The organism is Kineosporia sp. NBRC 101731 (genome assembly GCF_030269305.1).
Lineage (GTDB): Bacteria > Actinomycetota > Actinomycetes > Actinomycetales > Kineosporiaceae > Kineosporia.
Genome location: NZ_BSTC01000025.1, coordinates 1 through 24,065 on the forward strand (window position 1 = coordinate 1; position 24,065 = coordinate 24,065).

A 24,065-nucleotide genomic window follows, 5' to 3' on the forward strand; every position below is an offset into this window, starting at 1 on the left:
GGTCGGCGGCTGCTTCGGCGGGTGTGGAGACCATTGGTACGGCGGGTGCGGGTGCTGCGGGTCTGGGCGCGCTGGCCTTGATGAACAAGCCCAATGGTTTCAACAAACCGGGCTGGTACACGAAGATCGCGGGCGGCGGCTCGGGCTCGGGCGGTAAGGGCGCGAGCGATGTGTCGGCGGGTACCTCGACGGGTGAGGGTTCGGCGCCGGATCCAGAGGATCTCAAGGGCGGCTACGGCAGCAACGGCAACGGTGCGGTCGCTCCGCCTCCGGCCGTGCCGGGCGTGACCGTACCCCCGGCCGTCAACGGCCAGGAGTCGGGCCAAACGACCGTCAATGTCAACGGCACCGTCCATGTCAACGGTTCCGAAGAGTCGTCCAGCCCGGAGTTCGCCGGGCCGAGCCGAACGGACACCGGCAGCAGCGTGTCCTCGAACGGTTCGCAGGACAGTATTTTCGACTCCGAGCCGGGATCGGGCACGTCCACCCCGGCCAGCGTGGTCAGCAGCACGGACTACACCGAGCTGCGCCACACCCTCGAGAACATCGCGCAGAATCAGGTGATACTGGGGCAAGGCACTTCCGGGAAGAACGGTTCTGATCGGCCGACCAACGGCGTTCCGCAACCCGTGGGCGATCAGAACGGGACCGGTGGCCAGAACGGAACCGGTGGTCAGAACGGGACCGGTGGCCTGAACGGAACCGGTGGCCAGAATGGGACCGGCGGTCTGAACGGAACCCGTGGCCTGAACGGATCTGGCGGTCAGAACGGGACCGGCGGTCTGAACGGGACCGGTGGCGAGAACGGAACCCGTGGCCAGAACGGATCCGGCGGTCAGAACGGGACCGCTGACCAGAACGGGGCCGGCGGGAACCGGTCCGCGGTCCCGGTCGGTCAGGAGAGGCCTGGGTCTGCAACTCCCGCACCGGTGTCCGAACCGGTGGGCGCCTGGGCCCGGCAGCCGAACGTGACACCGGTGCCGGCACCTGAGGTGACCGGCGGGTCAGTGGTGACCTCACCGGGCATTCCTCAGCCGGTGACGCCGAACTCGCCGGTCGTCGCCTCGGCGCCGGAGGTCATGACCTCCCATGACGTGACCCCGGTGACCCCGGTGACCCCGGTGACCCCGGTGACCCCGGTGACCCCGGTGACCCCGGTGACCCCGGTGACCGTGCCCACAACGACCACGAACGGGCATCTCCCACCGGTCGTTCCGGGTGTGGCCGCGTCGAACGGCGTTTTCGGGCAGGTACCGGATGCGGTGAACGCACCGGTCGCGACCGGAACCGCCCCCGGCGTGCCGACACCGAACGGCACGACACCGAACGGCACGACACCGAACGGCACGACACCCGAGGCCGTCGTCACGGCACCGGTCGTTCCGGGCGTGGTGGCGTCGAACACCGTGCTCGCCTCGGTACCGGGTGCGGTGAACATGCCCACACCGGGTGGTGCGAGCACGCCCGGCGTGGTGCCGGGCGATCTCGGTCAGACTGCGAACGGGGCCGTTCGGCAGACGGTTCCGGCGAGCTCCGGCATTCCGGCCATGCCTGCGGGGCCATCCCCCGATGCTGCCACCGCCCGTTCCGAGGTCAGCCGGTTCCTCAGCGACCGCCCGGTTCAGCCGCAGGCCACCGAGCCATCAGTGGCACTGCAACAGAACAACGCGCTGGACCTCATCCGGCAGGCCCACACGCTGATGTACCCGGCGGCGGTGCCGGTCGTCCCGAGCGTGACGGATACCTCGTCCATTGCTGATTCGCCCCTTTCGCAGTCCCTGGGATGGAGGCCGGTCGGCGATTCCTGGGACGGCGTGGTCCGGTCGGTCACCGAAGGAGAACACGGCACCACTGCCTTCGTGCACGCACAGACGCCCGGCCACCCGGGCCAGGCTTTCGCCGCGGTCAACTGGAAAGGGCAGGTGGTGTGGACGGAGCTCCAGGCCCTACCGGGGGAGCAGATCCGTACCCAGACCCAGACGCCCCCGGTCCCGGTCGCTGCCCAGGCTGTCGTGGTCACGAACTCTGGTGCCGTGGCCTCTGTTCCGGTCCGACCGAACGTCGTCGAGGGGCAGGGAACACCGGTCGTCCCGCCGAACGTGCGACCGCAGCCGACCGGTGGCGTGACCGCAGGTACACCGGGTACGGACGCCCACACCGGCAGCGTTCCCTCACCAGGCCTCACCGGTCCGGAGATCCCGCCGGTGATCGTTCCGGAACCGGTCGGCCAGATCTCCACCGCGCCCGATCCACTGGTGGTCGAAACACCTTTGGCGCAGGAAGCGGCCCCGTCCTCGGCCCCGTCGCCGGAGCCGGAGGCCCCGGCACTCTCGGACATTCCGGGACAGCGGCAGCTCGTCCCGGCACCCTCGTTCATCGCACCCGATCAGGTGCAGCTGCCGGACACGCTGCCCGTAGCTCCGCCGGCCTGGAATCTGCCGGCGGTCTCGCAGGCGCTGTCGTGGTTGCCGGAGCCGATTCGTGGCGTCGAGATGGACCCGGCCCGGCTGCAGGAGGTGAAAACTTGGTGGGCCGGCTGGAAAGCGTCCACCCAGGAATACCTCGGCACCATCGCTGATCAACGGCAGGTGCGGGAAACCCAGCAACTGGCGAAAGACATTGTCCAGCAGGGAGCGCGCGTCCGAGGGAGCGTGGTGTCCTCGTCGTACGGCCTGGGTGCGCGGCTAGAGACGGACTTCAACTCCTTCGTCTCGGCCGTGCTGCTGGCCAGTGACGAAACCGGGAGCGCACAGACCACAGCGGAGACTGTGGGCGAGGTTCGGGAGATGGTGCAGCGGCTGGTTCCGTTGCTCGAGCACGACACCAACGCCCTGCCCGGCGGTGCGGTCGGTATGGAAGCGGAGTTCAAGTACACCCTTTCGTACTCGGACCGGTCTTTTGACTCGGCGGGTAAGGCCGTTCTGGTGGACAGTCCGTATTTCGCGTTGCACCTGGACACCACTGCTATCGCGGGTGTCAAGAAGGCCATCGCCGAGGTGGTGCCCAAGCCGGTGAACGTTCTTCGCGGCGAGACGAGACACCTGAGGCAGGCGGACATGCGGGCCGCCGTCGAGGACGCCGCGAAGCGATTGGCGAAGGCGGCGGCCAAGGCCACGAGCAGCGGGAAACCGGTGTCGCTGACCGATATCTTCCCCAGCTCCAAGGGATATCAGCACAATTACCCGAAGGCCGGACTCGGGATCAGCGGTGGCGTCGGCATGCCCGGAGTGCAGTTCACGGCGGGGGTGTCGGTTCCGGCAGTTCGTTCGATGACCGCACTGGCGATCGAGAAGGCCGTCGGGCAGGAAGGGCGTGCGACCGAGCATGCCCGGGCCGCCATGACCTTCGGCGACGCGATGGCAGCGAAGTATCTCGGGGTCGAGCTGCCCTCGATCGAGTCCGGAGACCGGGACGTGGTGCTGCAGCCAAGCGATCAGCCGGATGCGGCGGTGCTGCGCAACTACATGACCTATGCGTACTCGCAGCTGGCGCCGGTGCAGGGCTATCTGTTGCTGAAGCCGAACATTCCCAGCCGGGGGCTGCTGAAGGACGAGCTGCTCCTGGCCAGCCGCACCGACGTCGCTGAGGTCCGTCAGTCATTGCCGCCGGCCGTGCAGCGGTGGCTGGACGACCACGCCGATTCGGTGCGTCAGGAATTCGTGGACCATTTCCGGACCTCGAACGCAGACGAACTCGTGTACCAGGATCTGATCCGGGACGAGTCCTTCGACATGACGTCGCTGCGCCGGGAGGCGAAAGACTTCTCGGTCCGGCAGTTCATCGACAACGCGCTTCTGACGAACCCGGAAAAGCTGATCAGTCAGGCTCAGGCCTACGGTATGACCAAGGGCTTCGAGAAAATGGATCCGCACTTCGGCGCGCGGTCCGACCTGCCGCTGATCCTTCTCGAGTTCCGCGACTTCGGCGTGGTCACCTACCTGAGCGATTCCTTCGTGCTGTTCGACGATCTGGTGGCTGCGTCCCGGGCGTCCGACTGGGAGGCACGGCGGATCGCCGGGCTCCAGGACCCTCAGGTCGAGGTGTCTTTCGAATCGGGCCAGGGAAACATGTCGGAGTTCGCCGAGCCGGAACTGAAGGCGTTCGCTGCTCATGCGGCGACGCTGGTCCGGTCGGGGCAACCGATAGCGATCACCGTGGAGGGCGGCGGCAACGGCGGGACGCTGGGCAACGCGACGAAACGCGGTGCTCAACGGGCGCATGCGGTCGCTGATCTTCTGCGCCCGCAGTTGCGGGACGCGCTGTCGGCGCGAGGACTGTCCACTTCCTCGATCGAGGTGCGGGAGATCTCGCGGGGTGACGGGAACACCAGCGGTCCGTACAAGTTCTCCGACGGGCCGATGGAGGAGCAGCGGCGTCGGGTGCTGGTCTGGGCGGAACCACTGACGGCGGTGCCGGGTACGCGGGGTCTGCCGGGCGGCCGGATGCAGCCGCTGACCCGGACCCAGGATGACGACACGGTCCAGTTCGTACCGACCGATCCTGCGACGGTTGTGCCTGAGTCGATCAAGCTCCCGGAAAACCTCCCGGAGCCTCCGCGGGACTGGAACGTCGCAGCGGTCTCCACGGCGTTGTCGTGGTTGCCGGAGCCACGGCCGGGCGGTGCCCTTCACCCGCGACGGGTTCAGGAGCTGCGAACCTGGTGGGACAGCTGGAACACGGCTGTTCGCGACCACCTCGACGGGATCGCCGATCGGCAGGAGGTGGGAGCGGCCCGGCAGACGGCCCGGGACGTGGTCCAGCAAGGTGCCGGAGTGCGGGGCAACGTGGTGTCGACGTCGTACGGAGCCGGACGGAAGCTGCTGTCCGACTTCGAGTCGTTCGCTGCGGCCGTGATGCTGTCGACCGGTGAGGCCGGTACCGCGCAGACCACGGCAGACGTCGTGGGTCAGGTCCGGGAGACCGTACGGCGACTGTTCCCGCTGCTGCAGCACGACGCCAACCGTCTGCTCGGTGGTGGCCAGGACGAAACCGCCGTGGAGGCCGGCCCACGTTCCATGGAGATGGGGCCGAGGGGCGGCGCCGAGTCCGTTGTCACGGTGGCCAATGCGCCGTCCCCGGAAGCCCCGGCCCAGCAGAATGACAGCAGCGACGGTGACAGCACCGACGGGAGCGATTCCGGCAGCGAGAGTGACGGCAGCGAAGCCCCCTACGAACCGGATGACTTCCGGCGCATGGAGGCTGACGAGTTCCGGCAGATCTCGTCGGAAATCGCGTCGCTGAGTCAGGCGGAGACCGCCGGTGATCCGAAGGCGGTGAAGAAGGCCCAGGACCTACTGCGGAGGTCATACTCCCATTACCTGGGGCGTCTCAGCGAGATCGTCCGTGATCTCCGGGACGAGCGCGCCGATCGCGAGGGTTACCACGACCAGGATTTCGATGTCGCTCTGAACGAGCTGAACGACAAGCGCCAGCAGGCGTGGGCCCAGATGCTGGGGCTGGTGCCGAAGGGAGAGACAGCTGTCCTGCCGGTGGGGAATGCCTATCGACCGGCGGAATTTGACGACGTCATCGACCGGTTGGCACAGCTCCCCCCGGATCGGCGACCGGACATCAGGATCGACCAGGGCGACCGGTCCTGGCCACTGCCGGACTGGATCGACCGGAGCCTGGCTCCCGATCTCACGGATATAGCACAGGTGAAGGGCATTTCGGCGGTGGACGATGCGCTGTCGCGGATGTCGCCGCCCCCGGATGCCTCGCCGCTCACCACCCAGGCTCTCGGTGTAGCGGCCCAGGCCTTGACCGGGGACCTGCGCGCGGCCCGGGACGCTGCGGACACCAAGGTTCGAACCGTTCAGGAATCCCTGGATCGCAGGGCCCGGACGGCGCTGAAGTTCCCGGACCTGAAAGGGTTGGGACAGAGCGTCCGGACGGGAACCGCGCTGGATGCGGCCAGGCAGGCGCTGCAGTACCGCGACGGGCAGTTGTCCGCGGCCGAGAAGCTGGTGGCGGCGGGCGCGGCATCGCCCTCCGGGCCACCGGGTACGTCTCTGACGCCGGAGTCCGTGTATCACCCCGTTCTCCTTGACGACCGCTGGATGGTGCAGCTGACCTCCGACGGCAGCCTGGTGCTCGCCACGCCGGGCACCTATCCGAGCGACCAGCGGGCACAACCGGAAGCCGGTCACCTGGCCCAGCACGTGGCCGCGCTCACCGGCCTGCCGGTGACGGCGCTGACCGTGACCGAGGGCGTGCAGCGACCGGCGTGGCTCACGTTCCCACCGGACGGTACTCGTCCGGAACTGAACGACGTACCGGAGCCCACCACCAGAAAACCCTTCGTGGAGACCGTTCTCAGCCCTGATGGCTGGGCCGGGGACACCGGGACGCCCGGCTTCGTGATGCGCCGGGGAGCCACACCGGGCACGCCCGAGGTGGCCTGGCGGAACGAGGCCGGCGAGGTCACGGTCGCCGACGGATCCCGTGCTGCGGTCCGGCGCGACCTGGACAGCTTCCTGGCCGAACACCGGGACGAGCTGAACGGTGCCCGGTTGCTGATCTCGGATCTGCACGAGTACGCCGCCAGTGGTCTGAGCGGCAAGCACGGCATCGATCTCGTCTTCTCCGCCGAACCACTGGTACGGGGGGCCGAGAACGGTCTCCAGGTGCGTCCTGTCCCGGAGACCGACGTGCTGCGGGGCTGGCTGCGAGCCACACCGCCGGCCGACGGTACGGGGTCGGCCACGGTCACGGTCGAGGGCGGCGCTCTACATCCGACTCCGAAATGGGAGTCGGACTCGTTCACGAAAACCCTGCCCGAGTCCTTCGTGGTGCTGGACTCGCAGAAGGTCGAGTACGTCCTTCACGCGCGCCGGATCCCCTCTGGCGTGCTCATTTCCGATCAAGCGGGCGGCTCCCGGGGTACGGATCAGGGCACACCGGCCGCCGACGGGCTCACGGTCACCTACGACATCCTCGACCCGAAGCTGAAAACGCTCGCCCAGGAGGCCTTCGCCAAGATCGCGCCCTGGCTCGACGGGGTGGACAAGCACGATTCGAAGACCCCGGAGCTTCCGCCGTCCTACTCACGGGCAGGGCGACAGCCCTTCGGTGAAGGGCCCGCGCAACGGGCACCGATGACGACGACGGGCCCCCAGGCTCCCCAGATCGACCAGACCCGGCGTGACAAGACGCCCTTGCAGAGGATCAGTACCCCCGGCAACAACTACCGCAACAATCCGGACGCCCAGCCGCTGACCTGGTGGCCGCAACTCTCCGGACCGGCCGGGGTGACCGGACTGCCGAAGGAGGTCGCCGCACATCTGGTCCGGATGATCCCGAAGGTGGTGCCCGGTGTCGCCGGGCGGGCGAAGCGGGTCAAGGACGTCCACGCGCAGCTCACGGCGTACCTGGACGCACTGCGGACGGAACCGGGCATCGGTTCAGACCTGAAGCCGGTGATCGACCGGATCGAGCTGGGCCAGGAAGTGAAGAAGCGGTTCGCGTTCTACGAACCGTTCCCCTTCCAGGCCCGGGTCTACCGGACGCCAGGGCAGCCGACCGTTGTCGAACTGGAGACCACTCTCAAGTACCAGCCCCACGAGTCGGTGACCAAGCGTCAGCTGAACGATCTGTGGGAGCGGGACAAGGCAAGTCTGCTGGATGCCTGGAACACGACAGGTCCCGTGACGTTCAACGGCGAGACCGTCTTCGTCCGGATGCGGGCCGAACGCGTTCTGGACAACGGGACGGCGGACCACGTCATGCATGTCTGGCCCCGGATCACGGCGGAGGGTCACAGGCTCGGGGAGGACTCGTCCAATCTCGCGGCTGACTCCACGGGGTTGGTGGTTCAGCACGAACGTGGGCATCTCGTGGGTCTGCCGGACCGGTACTCGACCGCGACCGGCCAGTCTTCCGACCCTCTGCGCAACCCGAAGCTGCCCATTCGCCCGTCCGGTCAGTCGGGCGACCCGCAGCGACCGGTGGTGCGGGGAACGACCTATCTCGACGCCAAGGGCGCGCTCATGTCCGAAGCCAAGAACACGGTGACAGCGCGCGACCTGTTCATGATTCTCGAAGCGGTCGAGGCCGGCGATCAGGGGCCGCAGACCCGGCAGAGGCTTTCCCAGGAACGGTTCCAGCGGGTCGTGGCTCCTGCTGTTCAGCGGCTGGAACAGGTCAAGAAGGAGGTGGACGCCGGTTCGGCCACCCCGGCGGACCTCCGGGCGGCGGGGGAAGCCCTTCATCGGGCCTGGATCACCCAGGCACGGCAGCTCCGGCGCCTGCGTCAGCCGCTGGCCCCGTCCACCGGACGTCCGACGACCCACCCGGCCGAGATCAACCAGCGGGTGCGCGAGCGGATGCGGCTGGACGAGGAAATCGCCCTGGCCGAGGAGCAGGTGCTGAGAGTGGCGGCCGAGGCCGGTCTGCCGGTCATCACCGAGTCCGGTGGCGGGCGACTGACCCTCTCGCCCTCCGGGCGGGAATACACCCTGGACTGGGCGGGTCACCGGGGTCGGCCGACGCCGGCCGAGCTCAACAAGCTGGCCACCGGCCTGGGGAAGACGGTGGAGGTGGAACTGTTCCCGGCGGGTGACGCGGCGTCCGCCCAGCAGTCCGCCGCTTCGCTGGCCACCCATGCTTCGGTCGGGCCGGAAGGCAATCCGGCACCCCTCATGAGCGGTATCCGACATGGCTGGTACGCCGCAGCAGCGCCGGCGGCCAAGCCGAGCCTGTTCGCTCCGCAGCCGTCAACGGCCACTCTGTTCATGGGGGCGCCGCCTCCAGCGAGCCTGTTCGCACAACCCACGTCCACTGCCGGGCAGATCACCCCCGATCCGTTCGATGCCGCGAAGTTCACCCTCCACGGCTCGATGATCGAAGTGGTGTTCTCCGGTCTGAAGATCACGTTCCCTCAGCAGGGACACCCCGGGTACTCCCCGAAGCACGAGCCCATGGTGCCCGGCGAGTTCCAGATCCACGTGGCCGATCTGAAGACCACCACCCATGACCAGCGCGTGGTCGTGCGTAAGGTGCTCCGCGCCCTGGATCCGGCGCTGCTCGACCGGACAGTGGTTCGTGGTCTGGACTACCGAAAGAGCGGAAAGGCCTGGATCCAGGGAGCTCAGCTGTCCGACCCGGTGCCGCCGTCGGACGCCATCAGCACCGCCGGAGTGTCTTCTCCGGCGGGCACCACCGTTTCGCCGATGCGTGGGCAGGGCACGGCAACGCAGCTGGACGGACTTGGCTTCGGAGCCGACGGCCTGCCGAAACCCGTGATGAGGCAACCGATGGCCGATCACGGTCGGCCGGACCCGAGCGTCTCGGATCTCGATGAAAGTGCGGGCAGCATCGAGATGATTGATCTTTCCGGGCGGGGGGATGTTCAGAGGCCGACCGATGCGGATGCCGGTACGACGCCTGTCCTGGATACGTCCGCCCGGCCGGTGACCGATCCCTCCGCAGAGACGACCGCGACCGGATCCCTGGTCCCCCCGGTCCCATCGGTCCTTGGGGAGGAAAGCGTCGAAGGTACGCAGGATCCGGAGACCGACCGGTCAGCGACGCCTTCGGTGCCGGAACAACAGATCGGGTCCACCTCGGACGCGGTGGTGGTGGATCCTGCCCGGGAGGACGAGCCGGCCATCCCGGTGACGCCTCGACCGACGGCCTCCGAGGCGCAAACCGATTCCGGGATGACCGAACCGGTTTCCCTGGAGCCAGAATCGGGCGATCCCGCATCGTCCTCAGTTCCGGAGGAGCCAGCCGAACGGCTGGTGACCCGTGACGACGCAAACCTCTCGGAGACCAAGGAAGCAGAGATCGTCTCCACCCCGGAGGCGGAGACGGTGACGGACGTCCAGAGGCCTCAGATCGAGACGGAACCCGACCCGGAGGTGGGGATCAGGCCCACGACCACGTCGGAGCTCAAGAACGAGCCGGAACCTGAGGCCGGACTCTGGGCTGAAGCCGAAGTCGAGGGGGATGCCCGGCCCGAGCTGAAGACCGAGCCGACGACCGAGCCGACGACCGAGCCGGGCGGCACGACGGAGCCGGCAACCGGGACGAACAGCCAGGCCGAGTCGACGCCAGAGATCGAGACCAGAGCAGAGCCGGAGGCGGATTCCGAAACCACTGCCCAGGTCGAAACTGTCGAACCTCAGGGGGAGAGTGGGCTCGAGGGAGACATCCAGCCTGAGCTCACGACCAATCCGGGGTCGACAACCCATCCTGGTGGCCGGACCGGGTCGAGGGCAGGGACCGAGTCCGGGGCCGAGAAACTGACCGGGGCCGAGAATCTGACCGGGATCGAGACCGTGTCCGGGAGCGAGAACCAGGCCGGAACGAAGGTAGAGGGCGAGCCGGAGACCCCGGTCATGACCCGCACGGATGGCGAGCCGAAGTCCGAGATCGAGATCGAGCCGGCACCCGTGCTCGGGCTGGGGGCCGAAGCGAAATTCAGGGACCGGACTTTGTCGGTCGGTGAGACCGCAAAGAAGTCGGATGCGGAGACCGGACCCGAGACAAAGGTGAAGCCCGAGACCGGGCCGGAGCTGGAAGTCATTCCGGAGAAGGAGTTCACGGCAGAAGGTGAGCCGGAGACGCAGCCTGAGCCCGAGACCGATCTCGAGACTGAACTGAAGACCACGCCTGAGGTCGAGGTGACGCCGGAGCCGAAGGTCGATCAGAAGGTGGAGACGCAGGCGGAGTCTGCGCCTGCGGTGTCGCCGGAGCTGAAGAGCGATCCTGAGGTGGAGACGCAGGCGGAGTCTGCGCCCGAGGTGTCGCCGGAGCCGAAGGTTGATCCTGAGGTGGAGACGCGGCTGGAGTCTGCGCCTGAGGTGGTGCGGGAGCCGAAGGTTGATCCTGAGGTGGAGACGCGGCTGGAGTCTGCGCCTGAGGTGTCGCCGGAACTGAAGGTCAACCCGAAGGTGGAGACGCAGCGGGAGACGGTGCCCGAGGTGTCGCCGGAACTGAAGGTCGACCCCAAGGTGGAGACGCAGCCGGAGACCGACCCTGAGATCGAGGTGGAGACCGAACCGGAGACTGCGCCCAAGGTGCAGCCGGAGCCGGAATCCAAGACCGCGGAGACGGAATCGAAGACCAGGACCACGTCGGACCAGGACGGGACCAGGTCGACGCGGGAGAGGGACGAGGTCACCCCGCCGGAGCAGGACCTGACCGACGATCCGCGACCCGAGCACCGGGACACGATGTCCACCACGAACTCGAGGCGGAGGGACACCGGGTCCACGGTAAGCTCGTCGAACAGCGTGGACACGGCGGCGACCAGTACGTCCGGGAGCTCCCACGGTTCCCGGACCGGGCGCGACCAGGTTTCCCCCTGGTACGTGAAGGTTCTCAACGGGTTGCGCGATCTGGGGCGGGTCTCCCCGGACCGCGAGGTGCTGCGCAAGCCGTACCCCAGCCTGGGGGCACAGCCCCGCGGGCCCCGTCCGCGGCACCTGGAGAACCACCTCTCGCACCCGCGGGCCATCACCAGTCTCACCCCTCAGGCCACGGACCGTCTGGGTGATGCCCGTTTCCCACCCGGCACCCAGCCCTCGGCCAATGCGAACGGTGCTCGGGCCCGGCTCCAGAACCTGACCGATGCCCAGCGCAAACGGGTTCTGAAGGTCGCCGACGAGGTGATCGCCGAGCGGCTGGCCTGGTCCGGCACCGATCCCCAGGACGCCGCCCGGGCGTCGAAGAGCCGTAACCTGCGGGACCTCGTGGCCGAGACGCTCGTCATCGAGGCCGGCCGCAAGTGGCGGGACACGGAGCTGGCGGCCACGCTGGTGATCGACAGCCATCTGAACGGGATCGAGCTCGCCCGGGCCCAGGTGCCGGGGACCTCGTCGGTTCTGCCTCCCGTACCCCGGGTCGAGATCACTGACGTCGATGCCGACATGGGTGGGGATCGGTCACAGACCTCGCAGATCAGCGAGACGTCCGATCCCACGCGACTGACGCCCGACGTCTCCCGCGGTAAGGCCGTCGACCGGTCCGACCGGGACAGCATCCATCCCGAGCCGGAGACGGACCGGGAGATCGAGAGCTTCTCCCTGACACCGGAGGAGTCGGCCTGGATCAAGCGGTCCGGGGATTCCCGGAGGGGCGGAGGCTCGAAGGTGGGGGAGAGCTCCGGGTCGAGGGGGACCTTCGGGTTCGGCGAGACCCTGACGGTCCCCGAGACACCCGAGTTCGGCGAGACGCCGATGGTCGATGAGATGCCCACGATCGATGAGATGTCTGAGATCGGTGAAACCTCCGGGACTCCCGCCGTCGACGTCCCCCGTTTCGAGGTCACCGACCCGGCCGGGGACGTTACCGAACTCAAGCAGGATCCCGATCCCGAAACTCCCGAGCCGGCACCGGTACCGCCGGAGGTGCGCACCCCGATCGAGCCGCGGGACGCAGCCGAGGTGCACTCGCTCGGCACGCCGCGCTCGCGGCTGCCCGACATCAACCGGGTGGTGGACGAGGCGCTCACCGCGGCGGAGGCCGCCGGCGCCACGGTGCCCACCGATCTGCGGTCCAAGCTGCCGGCCCGCCTGCTGTCGGCCTCCCGCGGACTCGTCAGCAGCGGATACCTGCTGGAGCTGCCGGGCGCCAAGATTCCCGGGGTCGAGGTGCTGGTGCAGATGCGTCCCGGCAATCCTCGTCTGGTGCAGAACCCGGCCGGGGTGACCCGGGCCGTGCCCACCACGGGGACGAACCTGGAGACCATTCCGGAGGACGGGACGCCCAACCCCTTCCACGCCAACCAGAACACCCACGGCGTGTTCAACACCGGTGGTCACAGCCATGTGAACTCGGGACAGGCGGGTGCTTTCCGGATCAACGGAACGGCGGGAGCGGTGTTCGCCGGACTGGTGAAGGGAAGCCTCACCGTGTCCGGGACGGCCGACCAGACGAACGTCTCGACCTCCGCGTTCAAGGATGCCGAGTCGGGCCGGGTGATGGACAACCGGGGTGACTCGACCATGGTCGCCTACGACGCGAACTGGACGGTGCGGGTGCGTACCGATCCGAGCATCCCGTGGGACTCGATCACCCCGAGCTGGAGCAGCGACCCCGACGATCCCGGCCCGGACGGAGCCGTGGCGACCGTCAGTGAACCGTTGCTGACGTACGTCCCCAATGATCTTCTGCGCGAGGGTGGGGCTCAGGTCACCGCGGTCGCGCCCGCGGACGGGGAGTTGGCCCGGACCCTCTCCGAGAACCAGAAGCGACTGCCGGATACCTATTTCGCTTCCGGCATGACCAAGCTGACGGAGCTGCAGGACCAGATCACCGACGAGTTGCGCGCCCAGGGGGTCGACCTCAAACCCGACAGCTACGAGATGCTGCAGCTGCAGGAGCAGATCGTGCGGTACAACGCGAACCTCGGTCAGGCGATGAACACGCCCGAGGGTTCGGAGATCCTGCTGCGCGACAAGGCCGGTGAGGTGATCGCGCAGGTGGCGCTGCACTCGGAACGGCTGGCCGGGCAGGTGGAACGGCTCGGGCGCACCAGTGAGGTCATGCACATCGAGCGGGTGCGCACCGCGATCGCCGGCAGCAGTGCGGGCGAGACCCTGACCAACTCCAGTGGGGTGAGCGCGAGTATCAGCGGTGATGTGTCACCGGTGCCGGGCACCGTCATCGGGCCGTCGGCGAAGGTCGGTATGAGCTGGAACAACTCCGATTCCGTGAGTGCGGGCAAGACCGGCCTGTGGGTGCTCGTGTCCCGGTTCACCGGGCCGGCGGCCACGTATCGCGCGGGCCTGCACCACACGGCGACCGTCTCGGTGGCCAAGCGTCCGGACGCCCTGCCCCGGCAGACTCTCGGGGTGGACGGGCACGCCGTGCTGGTGCTGCCCCAGGGAGAAGCGTTCCGGCACGGGTTCCCGGTGGACGAGTCGGCCCTGGCCCCCGGGTTCACGGCGACGAACGGCACCATCGCCTTCGATCCGGCTGCGGTGCTTGACAATCCGAAGACCGTGCAGCCCGAGACGTCACCGCCCCTGCCGGCCCACGTGCGTGAGGGGCACGGCATCGGTACCGGTCTGACCCGGGCGCAGGAGTCGACGTCGAAGTCGCTGAACGACCAGATCACCTCCGAACTGGGCCGTACCGGCTTCCTGCCGCCCGACCCGGGAAAACCTTTCTCGCAGAAGGCGCCGAAGCGGGGCAGGTATCGCAAGCTGATCGCCGAACGGATCAAGATGGCCAGGAACGACCGGCTCGAGAACATCCGTCTGATCAAGAAATTCACCTCCACCGACGCCCTCGACTCGCACCACGACCAGATTCACCAGGACGGACTGCAGTTCACGGTCCGCGGTCTGAGCCCGCTGGGCGTGACCCGCAATGCCCGGGTGACGATCCGCGCCGAGCAGATCCTGGAACCGGGCAAGGACTACTTCCGGGGCCGGGTCTCGGACGCGCACAGCGTGAACCTGTCGATCTCCTCGACCAGCGCGGGGCACTCGGCGTCGGGGTCGAAGAGCCTCACCGGCGGGGTCCGCGCCAACGTCGGGGTGAGCTGGGCCCAGATGATCGGTGCCGGTGTCGATCGGCAGCGAACCGTGGGGGCCGGGCAGTCCGGCACCTTCATCGGGAACCGGCCCGAACTGCTGGAGTACCCGGGTGATCTGGATACCTACGCCCTGCCGAGCCGGTACACCGTCACCATCGAGTACGAGAGCCTGTCCACCGCCGGGCGCAAGCGTCTACGGGCGATGTTCCGGAACGGTTCCCCGCAGCAGAGGCTCGCGCTGCAGGAACGCCTGGCGGCCAAGGCAGACCGCCTGGCGAGCGTCCGGAGGGGCCTCGGCGGCGGGCAACCGGGAGGGCCGACGGCCGATCGGGCCCAGGCCCGCGCCGATGCCCACCACCGGCTGGCCGCTCACTACCGCCAGGCGATCGCTGCGGCGCAGGACGGGCTGACCTGGACCGGCCCGCCGGTCGACGGTGAGTCCCTCGTGCACCTGAACCCGGCCTTCGGGCTGCCGGACTTCGACCCGGCCGGTGACTTCGGGGGCCGCCCGGACACCGATCCGTCGCTCATCGACGAAGGGCTGATCTACCACCTCGACACCAAGGGCCTGGTGCCCCTGGCCCAGCAACTGCAGGCCGAACTGACCGGCCCGGGACAGCCCGGTGACGAGCAGGTGTCGAACCTGGCCGGCAACGTCATGACCCGGTCGTTCTTCAAGGAGATCCTGCGCGACGAGTACCAGACGGGGCAGCTCTTCCAACCACGCCTGTCCGGGCATTACCGGCACGCCGGTCTGGGCGTCGCGGCGTCGGTGGGCCCGTCGGTGTACGCGGGCTCGACGAAGGACCAGTTCACCTCGGGCCTGATCAAGCTGTACCTGTCGCAGGCCAGTGACTCCGAGACCGTGCAGAACGACTGGGTGGTCAACGCGGGCGTGAAGTTCGGCCAGGCTCTCGGGGACAGCGCCGACGGCGCGGTCGGTACGGTCGCCGGTGAGGTGGGCGGGACGATCCGGGACGGTCGGCAGAAGGGCAAGTCGTTCGCCCGGACCGGCGGTAAGGAACTGCTGCAGCTCGACTTCCACCGGGCCTACGCGTTCGCCGCCCCGGCTCACCTGACGGTTTCAGCGGTGGACGAGATCCACGGGAAGCTGCGCCCGACCCGGGTGAACGTCGCCGATTCCCAGACCCTTCCGCCGCGCACGATGATGTACGTGCTGCCGGAACCGAAGGCCCTCGCGGCCTACGGGCGCGATCAGGTACCGATCGACGTCGCGGATGTCCGCAACGCGCTGGAGCGCTGGAGCAAGGGTGAACTGCCCGGCATCGACGACAGCGTGGTGACGTCGGTGCTCGACCGGCTCGAGCGGGACACCTCTGATCACGAGCAGAACGTCGTCATCGCCGCGGAGGTGAGGCAGTACCGGGAGAACACCGGGGTGTCGAACCTGGACACGCACCTGCAGGCGATCGGCCGGACCCGGGCGGACCTGACGATCCCGGAGTACCTCACCAAGAACGGCCAGAAAGCTTTCGGCCACAGTGGTATCGAGTCGATGAGCTATCACCCGGTCAAGGAGACAACGGACCCGAAGGCCACACCGGCCGACGGGACGACGGTGACGACCGGCGTTCCGGCCCCCAGGGTCTCGGCCGTGGAGCTGCTGCACCGGGCGATCGAGGACGCGGCTCCCGGTCTGGTGGGTCTCCAGCGCAAGGACTGGGACCGCGCCAAGGCGCCCGAGGTCTGGTACCGCACGGTGAAGAACGACAAGCCGGTGCTCGGCCGTCTGTCCGGGGGTATGGACTTCGTGACCGGTCTGGTCGCCGGGGACCGCGACCATCAGATGACCGAGGATCTGCTGCACACCGAGGGCGTCTCGTTCTACCTGGTCAACCGGATCGGCGGGGTGCTGGCCGACGTGGTCGAGCTCAACCTCGGGCTGGAGATCACCTCGAAGCCGAAGATCACCGGGTACACCCTGGGAACCGGTCTGGAGAACTACGACCACGCCTACTCCGGCGTGACCAAGTCGTCCACGCACCATCTGTCCGGCGGCGTGAGCGCGAGCAAGATCAGCCTGGGCGGCCGGGACGCCACCAGTAAGACCTCCGGTGGTGGGGGCGTCGACTTCGGGGCGGGCCGCCACCGGGGGGTGAGTCGCGGTGACCAGATCACCGAGGAGCAGACCGCCTACGACTGGACCGGTCACTACACCGCCGAGGTGGATCACCGTCTGACCGTGAAGACCCGGCGGCTCGACATGGCCGGCCGCCCGCTCAACAACCTGTTCGCCGGCGCCTACCGTCGATCGATCGACAAGGCCGCCCCGCAGGTCACCCGGTACGAGGGGGCGACCGTGATGCAGTTGCCGCGTTCCCTCGTCGAGGGCGTGCCCGGCACCGCCTCCGACCGGCCCGACCCGGACGACCTGACCCGGGTGCCGGAACTGCCGAACGACGCCTACGTCACCACCGCGCTGATCGACGAACTGGTGCCGGCCGGGTGGGAACTGATGGGCCGGATGTTCGGCGCGGACGCCAACGACAGCACGGTGCGCTCGTCGATCACGCTGCAGCAGCTGGAGTCCCGCAGCCACCTGAAGAACCACCTGATGGAGGCGCTGGGCGGCAAGCGGTATCAGCTGGCCTCGAACCTGTTCCTGCCCGGCCACTCCTCCGACCGGGCGGCCGTCTACCTGAAGGGCGACCTCTTCCACCTGGAGAAGGTCGAGGACATGCCCACCGGTACCGGTACCGGTCGCTACGCCAAGCACCAGATCGGCACCACGGCCTCGAACACCGCGGACACCTGGCAGCCGACGCTGAGCGCCACGATGAGCCAGAGCGGTGAAGTGATCACGAAACCGGACGGCCTGCTGGACGCCTCCGGCTCGACCGCGGTGAACCGGCTGGTGGCGAAGGGTGAGGGTGCCCGCGACACGGTGAACAAGCGCGACGAGCAGCACGTCAAGCAGCAGGGCCCGATGGTCCTCGTGAAGGCCACGTTCAAGGGACATCTGGAGGCCGAACTCACCAGCCACGAGTTGTTCCGCAGCTACGGCACCGGAGTCATGACGTCGGACCCGGTGATGGGCGACGTCTACATCGAGTTGGGCGTCGAGGAGTACGAGGATCTGCGTGCGGAGATGAACAACAGCGTTCTGCCGCCGAGAGGGAGCGACGGTGCCTGGTCGCTGCCCGGCCCGAACACCCCCAGCTACCACCTGGACGAGATGGCCCAGCGGGCCGGGCAGAACGCCGACCACGACCTCGCGATCGCCCACGAGGTGGCCCGGGGCCTGAGGTCGCACGCCCGGTCACAGCAGATCGAGCTCACCTCCTCGGCGGCTCACGCGGCCCACAGCCGCTGGCTGGCGGCTCACCAGTGGGCGGTCAAGGCCCTCTCCGCGGAACACGGCCGAGAGGCGTCCCGGCTGAAACTGCTGCAGGTCCGGACCGGCCGCGATCTGCAGCAGTCGATGCTCGGTGACACTCCGCCCCCGGTCGAAGACATCGACAAGCTCAACCAGCTCGTCGACGAGATGCTGGACGGCGTCCGCGACGCGGTGCCGCACGCGGTGCCGCCGCGCTCGATCACCCTGCCGCCCGAGCCCTTGCGCATCGCCCGGCTGATCGCCCACGACCTCGGCCGGGCCGTCGACCTGGTCCACACCGACGCCGACGGCACGGTCGTGCGGCACCGGATCGCCCCGGACGGAAGGGTTCTCGGCGGGGCGATGCCACCGCCTCCGCCGTCGGTGTCGACCCAGGAGGAGGACCACCTGTTCGACACCCGGTCGCTGGGGTCGGGCTCGATCCTCACCATCGGGTTCAGCCCGGAGGGCATTCCTCTCGTCCAGGTGGGTCAGGTGGCCGCCCCGATGACGTCCGGTGACGGGGGAGGCGTCTCGGCGGCCGGGGCCGCCGGCGGCGGAGGCGGGGTCTGAGCCGGAGCCGGCCCGCACCGGTGGGTGCGGGCCGGGCGTCCACCATTCAGTTCGTGCACCGGGTCCCGTAGGGTCGGCGGACGGCGAGCCGGACTCCCGGTTGAACGATGGAGGTACGTGGCGTGCGGGCAGTGGTCTTCGACACCTTCGGTGGCGTTCCGGAGGTCAGGGAGGTCCCCGATCCGCAGGCGCCGGCCGGCGGCGTGGTGGTGGCCGTGGAGGCGACCGGGCTGTGCCGTTCGGACTGGCACGCCCTGGCCGGTCACGACGACGACGTGCGGCTGCCGCACGTGCCCGGTCACGAGTTCGCCGGTCGGGTGCACGCGATCGGTGAGGGCGTGACCGGCGTCGAGGTGGGGCAGCGGGTCACCGCGCCGTTCGTCTACGCCTGCGGGGTCTGCGAGCCGTGCCGCCAGGGCGACGGGCAGGTCTGCCTCGACCAGCGGCAGCCCGGCTTCACCCGCTGGGGCTCGTTCGCGCAGTACGTCGTGATCGAGCGGGCCGCCGTGAATCTGGTGCCGCTGCCCGAGGAGGTGCCGATGGAGGTCGCCGCGGTTCTGGGTTGCCGGTTCGGGACTGCCTTCCGCGCGGTGACGCAGGTCGGCCGGGTGCGCGCGGGGGAGTGGGTGGCCGTGCACGGTTGTGGTGGCGTCGGCCTGTCCGCCGTCGCGGTCGCGGTCGCCGCCGGGGCCCGGGTGGTCGCGGTCGACGTGTCGCCCGGTGCACTGGAGCTGGCCCTCTCGCTCGGGGCGGAGAAGGTGGTCGACGCCCGCGAGGTGAGCACCGACGTCCACCATCTGGTTCGTGATCTGACCGGGGGCGGTGCCCACGTCTCGCTCGACGCGCTCGGCAGTCACGCGACCTGCGTCAGCTCGATCCAGAGTTTGAGGACGAGGGGGAGGCACGTGCAGGTCGGTCTCCTCCCGCCGTCGCTGGGGCTCCCGCAGGTGCCGATGCACACGGTGATCGCCCGGGAACTGGAGGTTCTCGGTAGTCACGGAATGGCAGCGCACGCCTACCCCCAGTTGCTGGCGATGGTGGGGGGCGGCCGGCTGAACCCCTCGTCCATGATCACCACGCACCTCACCCTGGACCAGGCCGGAGGGGCTCTGGCGGCCATGGCGGAGCATCCGCCCCGGGGTGTGGCCGTGATCGACCCACGTCTTTGAATTGCCCTGGTGATGGATGTGTACCCGGGAGAGGCCGGGGAACAGGAGAGATGACCGCGGGTAACGTAGATATGACCAGCAGGCAACGTCGGGCGGGTCAGGGCTCATGGGGACTGTGAGAGACTTTCAGCGCTCGAGCCTGTTCGGGCGAGAGGCCCGTCCCATTCTTGATCCTGCCGCCCGGGGGTTCCGCTGACGACTCACGACGTCGCATTCGAGCCTTTCCAGGCATCGGCTCGACTCCGACTTGCCGGTATGGCCGTTCACCTCTACACCGCGAGCGGCACTGTTCTTGCGTTCCTCATGGTGATCGCGGCCTTCGACGGCGACGCGATCAGGGCCCTGTGGATCAGTCTGGCGGCGCTCGTCATCGACGGCACCGACGGCATGCTCGCCCGGCGCCTGCGGGTGAAGGAGACCATCCCGTCGTTCGACGGCGCGCGGCTCGACGACATCGTCGACTACATCACGTACGTCTTCGCTCCCGTGGTGCTGCTGTGGACCGGCGGCTACCTGCCCGAGGGCTGGGTCGGCGGAACGCTCGCCGCCCTGCCGCTGCTGGCCTCGAGCTACCAGTTCTGCCGGGTGGACGCGAAGACCGACGACCACTTCTTCCTGGGCTTCCCCAGCTACTGGAACGTGGTCGCCTTCTACGCGATCGTCGCGAGCCTCAGCCCGATGACCACCGGCATCATCCTGGTGATCTGCTCGGCGATGGTCTTCGTGCCGATCAAGTACATCTACCCTTCGCGCACCAAGATCTTCCGCAGCGCGAACCTGCTCTTCGCGGCGCTCTGGCTGGTGGCGTACGCGGTGATCCTGGCCCAGATGCCGGACAACGCGAACTTCATCATCATCTGGCTGTCGCTGCTCTACATCGGTTACTACGTGGTCAGCAGCGTGTACCTCACCCTTACGGGTACGTCACGCCGGCGCACGGTCACCCCGGAGACGGTCGAGGCCGCCTGAGCCTCGGCAGACACTGAAAGGCCCGCCCGGATGCCCCCGGGCGGGCCTTTCGCTTTCTCTCGCTCAGACGCTCAGATGCTCAGGCGCCGGTGAGAGTGAACGACTCCCAGGGGCCGATGGCCTCCCGATCGGCGATCAGACCGGACCCGCCGGGTCGTCGTCGCCCCCGGGGTCGGCGCCGACCAGCGGGGAGGTGGGACGCCGGTCGGTGAGCGCGATCTCACCCCTCAGCATCCTCCCGCCGTCGTTCGTCAGCCGGAGGTAGTAGTCGGACGAGCAGGCCGTGCCGTCCTCGTCGAGCGCGAGGAAGCCGGCCGGGGTCGTGGCCGCGGTCTCGGTGGTCTTGGCGATCTGATTGCCCTCGTTGTACTCGTCGAACATCGAGATGTAGAGGCCCGCCGCACCGACCCGCACCAGGTTGTAGAACTGCCGCCACATGAAGTCGCCGTGCGCGCGCTGGCGCTCGCTGACGTCACCGGGCAGCACACACGGCTGGTAGTCGATGCCGTGGGCGTCGCAGTCGGCCTGGTCGTCGACGTTCACGTTCGTGAAGAACCAGTCCGAGGCGTCGGCGTCGCCGATCCGCCCGACCATCCACGGCGAGAGCATGTCGAACGCGTGGTAGACGTCGAGGAACCCGGCGCGCGAGTCGTTCTTCCCACTGCGCCAGTAGGTGGGCACGCCCCCGATCACGTAGCAGCCCTGGGCCTTCAGCCAGGTGATCACCTTCAGGCAGTCGGCGGCGCTGAACGCGTGGTTCTCGTCGTTGAACCCGAAGCCCCAGATGCAGACCACCGGCTTGCCGTTCTGGGTCGCATACGCCCTGGACGAGGTGTACGCCGCCATCTTGGCGGTCCAGTCGGCGGGTAGCTGGGTCGCCATCTGCGACCAGCCGCTGACGTCGTACATGATGTAGAACGCGCGCCCGGTCGCCTCGGCGGCGGTGCGCACCTTCGCGGTCATGTCGTCGCGGGTGGGGCCCTCGCCGCCGGTCGGGTTGAACCGTTGCAGGGCGGCTGTGTCGCAGCCGTTCTCCTGCATCCAGGCGAAGTGCACGTCGACGGTCTGCTGGTCGTACGAGGAGAACAGCGTCGCCGGGGTGCCGTTGCCGAGCCGGCCGAAGCCCGTGGCGTACGTGTTCTCGTACTCGTTCATCTCGGGCCAGGCCTTGATGCCGTTGTTGGACGGAGAGGGGGCCTTCTGCGCGTCCGGACTCCAGTGCCACCAGCAGTTGACGGGCGCGTCGTCACCGATGGCCGCGAACCAGCCCTGGTAGCCCACGGTGATCTTGCCGACGACGTCGCCGGCGGCGCTCTTCGCGGCGGTGGCGGCAGTCTGTGCCGGGGCGGCGACGACTCTCTGGACGCCGAGTGCGGCCAGGGGCGCCGCGAGGGCGGCGACGAGGAGGGTGCGGCGGCGTGTGCTGGGCACGAGGGGAGCTCCCGGGACGAGTGCGGTCGGAGAGCCCGACGCTAGTCAAGGAGTATCAAACGGGACTCAGTATCTCTTCAAAGTCAGCCCATACCAAGGTAGTTCAATGATCTATCCAACAAAATCCGCGAGAACCGATCAATCCTGCGATACGTAACGATCCGCCCCCGGCGGCGATCAGGGCGCGCCCGCACAGCTACCTCCCCACCGACGCCCAGACTGACCTGGGACAATGCTGGTGTGCTCCTCGGACTCGGTTCGGCCCTCGTCGCTGCCCTCATGTATGGGGTGGCCGCGATTCTTCAGGCGATTGCCGCCCGGGAGATCCCCGAAGGGGGTCTGACCCCGCGCACCGTCATCAACCTCCTGCGTCGCCGGATGCTGCTGGCCGCCATCGCCCTGATGATGTGTGGCTATGTGTTCCATCTGATCGCGGTGCGCCACGTGCCGCTGTTCGTGGCCCAGGCCGGTATCGCGGTCAGCCTGGTGGTCACCGCGCTCCTGGCCGTGCGCTACTTCCACGACCCGCTCAGCCGTCTGGAGTGGGCGGCCATCGCCGCCGTCATTGCCGGTCTCGTGCTGCTCTCCTCGGCCGCCGGTGACACCGGCACCACCCGGGCCACCTCGGCCCTCACCGGGTCGCTTTTCACCGTGCTGTTCGGGATGGTGGTGGTGGCACTCTTCGCGATCCGGTTCCACGGCTCCTTCGCCGCGGCCGTGCTCGGGCTGGTCTCGGGCCTGGGCTACGCCGTGGTCGCGATCGCCTCCCGCCTGCTGCCCGACTTCGTGATCGGCGACCTGGTCACCTCGGCCTCGACCTACACCCTGGTGATTGCCGGCGTCCTTGCTTTCATCCTGTACTCCCTTGCCCTGCAGCGAGGTTCGGTCACCGCGGCGACCACGGCCATGATCAGCACGCAGACCGTGGCTCCCACCGTGGCCGGCGTGGTGTTCCTCGGCGACCAGGTACGAGACGGCTTCTGGCCGGTCGCGATCTCCGGTTTCGTGCTCACCGCGGTCGCCGCCGCCGTCCTCGTGCGGTTCGAGGGGATCGGCGCCACCCCGGTGGACGACGGAGAACCTCTCGTCAGCTGACGTCTTCCCCCACGGCATCACGGGGCCGCCGGTCGATGCGGGAGGGGCGAAAGTGCTTCTTTTTCCGGATTTGGCCCCTTCTTGGCACCGACGTGTGCACCATGGGTGCGTTCCAGTACCCAAGGGGGGTCATCATGCGCAGGAAAATGGCATCGGTGTTGGCCGCGGTGGTCGCGGTGCTCGGTGTGGCGGCAATTCAGGCGGGGCCGGCGCAGGCCGGTACCGGGCGGAGTCTCGAATACGTGGCGCTCGGCGACTCGTACGCGGCCGGGGTGGGTGCCCCGCCGTACGATCCGGCCAGCGGTGACTGCCTGCGCAGCCCGGTGAACTACTCGCACACCTGGGCCGCGGACCACGCTCGCTTCACCCTGACCGACGTCACGTGCAGCGGCGCCACCACCGACGATGTCTGGGCCGAGCAGCTGAGCGCGCTCAGCCGGAAGACGCGGCTGGTCACGCTGACGATCGGCGGCAACGACAACAAGGGCTTCTCCCGCTCGCTGCAGGCCTGCCTGCAGGGAACGGACGCCGACTGCGAGGCCGCGACCGCGGCCGGCGCCGAGTATTCGAGCACCGTGCTGGTCGGGGACCTCGAGAAGCTGTACCGGCAGGTGCGGCTTCTGGCCCCGCGGGCGCGCATCGTGGTGCTGAACTACCCGCAGCTCATCGACCAGGGCACGGGTAGCTGCGGGGTCATCAGCCCGAGTGTCTACCGGCGGGGCCTGATCGCCGACCAGATCACCGCTCTCGACGCCGCGGTCTCGACGGCGGCCCACCGGGCCCGGGTGAAGCTGGTAGACGTCCGCCCCGACTTCGTGGGTCACGCGGCCTGCTCGGCCGACCCGTGGATCATCGGCACGAACGTGCAGGCACAGGTCGAGTGGTTCCACCCGACGGCCACGGGCCACGCCGCCTACGCGGACGCCCTGGAGTCAGCCATCGGCTGACCTCCAGAAGCCTGTTGGGTGCGCGCCGTCGCCCCGGCTCTGGACGACGGCGCGGC

General features: G+C 68.5%; 5 protein-coding genes and 1 pseudogene. 5 read left to right on the top strand and 1 reads right to left on the bottom strand.

Features of this window, described 5'->3' with window-relative positions:
* The first annotated feature begins 23 nt into the window (after positions 1-23).
* From QSK05_RS34920 to QSK05_RS34930, 3 genes are all read left to right on the top strand, one after another.
* Positions 24-18,398, top strand: coding sequence for a hypothetical protein (locus tag QSK05_RS34920; RefSeq protein WP_285601695.1), 18,375 nt, complete (start codon positions 24-26; stop codon positions 18,396-18,398).
* A 122-nt stretch (positions 18,399-18,520) separates the two neighbouring features.
* Positions 18,521-19,567 (top strand): zinc-binding dehydrogenase, encoded by a 1,047-nt coding sequence (locus tag QSK05_RS34925; protein ID WP_285601696.1) that lies wholly within the window; start codon positions 18,521-18,523, stop codon positions 19,565-19,567.
* 255 nt (positions 19,568-19,822) lie between these two features.
* Positions 19,823-20,536, top strand: a complete 714-nt coding sequence (locus QSK05_RS34930; RefSeq protein WP_285601697.1) for a CDP-alcohol phosphatidyltransferase family protein — start codon at positions 19,823-19,825, stop codon at positions 20,534-20,536.
* Between the two features lie 162 nt (positions 20,537-20,698).
* Here the strand turns inward: QSK05_RS34930 and QSK05_RS34935 are convergent.
* Positions 20,699-21,967 (bottom strand): annotated as a pseudogene (locus QSK05_RS34935) (glycoside hydrolase family 99 protein); the annotation flags it as partial.
* Positions 21,968-22,207: 240 nt separating this feature from the next.
* On the opposite strand from QSK05_RS34935, the gene QSK05_RS34940 reads away from it, so the two are divergent.
* Together QSK05_RS34940 and QSK05_RS34945 are read left to right on the top strand one after the other, a co-directional pair.
* Entirely contained in the window at positions 22,208-23,062 is an 855-nt protein-coding gene (locus tag QSK05_RS34940; RefSeq protein ID WP_285601699.1) for a DMT family transporter, read from the top strand.
* A gap of 134 nt (positions 23,063-23,196) precedes the next feature.
* Complete coding sequence (locus QSK05_RS34945) at positions 23,197-24,009, top strand: SGNH/GDSL hydrolase family protein (RefSeq protein WP_285601700.1); 813 nt, start codon at positions 23,197-23,199, stop codon at positions 24,007-24,009.
* Positions 24,010-24,065: the final 56 nt, after the last annotated feature.